Source organism: Endozoicomonas sp. ONNA2, assembly GCF_024606365.1.
GTDB lineage: Bacteria > Pseudomonadota > Gammaproteobacteria > Pseudomonadales > Endozoicomonadaceae > Endozoicomonas.
Window position 1 is genome coordinate 1 of the sequence record NZ_JAHHPO010000443.1, and the last position, 3069, is coordinate 3069.

The window sequence follows — 3069 nt, forward strand, 5'->3', positions numbered from 1 at the left end:
TTACATCTGAATGCTGTCCACCCCGATCACTTCATTAATCACAGGTTTTCCGAAGCGCTCGGTTACTGCCATAAAGCCTTCAAATACACCATGCAGCACCATCTCATCATGACTGGTGATCCCCTTTAGAACCACCCCGAACGCCAGGATGGCATCGAGGTCAGGGTCTTGCTCAAACAGAATTCGTGCCGCAAGCGGCAGTTCCAGGGAACCCGGGACTTTGTGGATAGAGATATTCCCCGGCTTGACCTCCAGCGCCAGCAGCTCTTTTTGCGCCCGGTTGATCATGGCATCGACACAGTCACTGTGCCAACTGCTACCGATAATCGCCAGCCGTGCATGGGGAATTTTGTGGAACTGTTCCGGGGTTTTGGGAAGGCCTGCGCCCATGAGTGATACTCCTTGGAAACTATTAATAATGAAGATAAACGTTAGCTGGCCACCAGACTTGAGGCAAACCGGTTTAGCCCGGATATTTCATAAACTGACCCGATGAAGCACTCGACAAATGCCGCTGCACAGTGCTTTTAGCTCATCGCTGGCAATAACGTAGGGCGGCATCACATAAACCAGCTGGCCAAAAGGCCGGACCCAAACGCCTTCGGCAACAAACAACGGCTGGATTGCAGCCACCACCACCGGTTCTTGCAACTCCACGACCCCAATACCACCCAACACCCGGACATCAGCGACAACAGGCAGGTCAGCACAAGGCATCAAGCCTTCCCTGAGTGCCTGTTCAATCGCCGTCAACTGGCCACGCCATGCGCCTCTGGATAAGATCTCAAGGCTGGCATTACCGGCAGCACAGGCCAGTGGATTGGCCATAAAGGTGGGTCCGTGCATAAACGGACCGTGTTCAGAAATGGTGTGGCTGACCTGCTCTGAACACAGGGTTGCCGCCATGGTCATATAACCACCGGTCAGGGCCTTGCCGACGCACATGATATCCGGAACAACGCCCGCATGTTCACAGGCAAACAGCTTCCCGGTGCGACCAAACCCTGTGGCAATTTCGTCATGCACCAGCAAAACCTCATAGTCGTCACACAGCTGGCGCAGACGAGTCAGATATTGCGGGGAGTAAAAATACATGCCGCCGGCACCCTGCACAATGGGCTCAATAATCACCCCCGCCAGCTGGTTTCCCTGTTGATCCAGTATCTGTTGCAATTGAGCAATATGCCTTTCTTCACAGGCTTCAGCAAAACCACACTCAGGGCGGGGGGCAAAATAATGCAGCGGCAGGATGCCGGTAAACCAGTGGTGCATGCCGCCATCGGGATCACAAATCGACATGCCTCCGGTGGTATCGCCGTAATACCCACCCCTGACGGTGAGCATCTTGTTTTTTTCAGGTCGTTCCCGGGCAATCCAGTATTGCATGGCCATTTTGATGGCGACCTCAACCGCCACAGAGCCGGAGTCGGCAAAGAACACCGTTTGCATCGGTTCGGGCGTCATGGCTACCAGTTTTTTCGCCAGGTCAATGGCCGGTTTATGGGTCAGACCACCAAACATAACATGAGAGAAATCATCAATCTGACGCTTCAGTGCCGCATTCATTTCAGGATGGTTATAGCCGTGCACCATGCACCACCAGGAAGACATGCCATCAATAATCCGGCGGCCATCATTCAGATGTAAATAAACACCTTCTGCCCCAACCACCGGGAACATATCCACCCCATCGATGGTCTTACTATATGGATGCCAGATATGTCTGGCATCAAAAAACAACTCTTCCGGGGTTATAACAAGGCTCAAGCCTGACTCCTTTTGGCACGTAATTGGGGTGTTACAAGGGGCACAATGGTAAATGAGTTTGAGCCTTCAAGTCACCTCCGGGCAGTCTTGCCAAACTGCGGCTGCAGCAGAAACAGCTACTCATGAGTTCTAAACGTTCTTCCTCCACTTAAATATCAGCAGGTTCCTATTTATGTATTCAATCCAGAGCGGCCCTCCCTGTTCCCATCCAAAGCCTGATGAGGCTACCGAAGACATCCCCTTGCAGGATCTGGCGCCAACAAGCACCGGAATCAGCGATAGGGATGACCAATCAAACCGGTTTAGCGAGGCACCAATACTAGCCGCCAGCCGTAACGGTAACCTGAACTGGATGAAGGCGTTACTGAACGAAGACCCGGCTCTGGTGTCTCAAACGGCCCCGTCTGGCATCTCTAAACACCCGGTTTCTCCACTGCACATCACTGCCAATGAAGGGCATGTTGAAGCCACAAAATATCTGCTTGATACGGCCTTGCAGGATCTATCGGAAGCAGAAAAGGCAGATGTTGCCATCAATCTGATGACACTTCGCTTTGACAAAAAAACAACCCCGTTTTACTTTGCCACTCTGAATGCCAATGTGAAGGTGGCGGGAACTTTCTTGAAATGCCTGCTGGCGTTGCCCGAAACTGATATCAGCCGGGCGCTGGTGGCGGTTATGAATGCTGCCCGCAAAGATAGCGAAACACCGCTGTGTTCAGTCATTAAAAGAGGCGATGACCAGATGGTACACCTCTTCATGCAGTCCCTGAGTTTGGTACCAGAGGCCCAAAGAGCCGATACCATAATCGGGGTACTGGCCCCTGAAAAGCAGGGCAAGGGCAACTGGCAGCCGCTCCATTTGGCTGCCAGCCTCGGCCGTAGTTCGATCATCAAGTTAATGCTGGATACTGTTTCAGTGATACCGGAACACGAGCGGAGCAAGGTAGTCAGGCAAGTGGTGAATGCTACTGACGCCCGGGGTGCTACGCCGCTCCTCATTGCTGTACAAGGTAATTTTGGGCGGATTGTCGATTATATACTGTCAGTCATCACTTTAGTTCCACCGTCAGAAATGGCCGAACTCACCAATGCACTGGTCAATAGCACCGACAAAAACAGGGAGACTCCGCTTTACGCCGCCGCCTCGAAAAGTTACAGGCATATTTTGGCGACGCTGCTGGAACAGGGTGCTGACCCGGAATTGGCCAGGGTTCGCTGCGTCCCGGGAAGGTGCCGGAGGTCGAACTCCCCCCATCAGCTGGCAAGGCAAGGTGGCAGCAAGACTAAAGGTCTGCTTGC

Annotated in this window: 3 protein-coding genes; 1 reads left to right on the forward strand and 2 read right to left on the reverse strand. The window is 52.9% G+C overall.

Annotation, left to right across the window (positions count from 1 at the left end):
- Together KDK14_RS07990 and bioA are read right to left on the reverse strand one after the other, a co-directional pair.
- A complete protein-coding gene (locus tag KDK14_RS07990; protein ID WP_257264559.1) occupies window positions 1-390 on the reverse strand; it encodes a 6,7-dimethyl-8-ribityllumazine synthase in 390 nt (129 codons plus the stop codon).
- Window positions 391-477: 87 nt separating this feature from the next.
- Complete coding sequence (gene bioA, locus KDK14_RS07995; protein ID WP_257264560.1) at window positions 478-1767, reverse strand: adenosylmethionine--8-amino-7-oxononanoate transaminase; 1290 nt, start codon at window positions 1765-1767, stop codon at window positions 478-480.
- A 172-nt stretch (window positions 1768-1939) separates the two neighbouring features.
- Between bioA and KDK14_RS08000 the strand changes: the two genes are divergently transcribed.
- Window positions 1940-3069, forward strand: a 1130-nt coding sequence (locus KDK14_RS08000; protein WP_257264561.1) for an ankyrin repeat domain-containing protein, incomplete at its 3' end; no start/stop codon positions are given.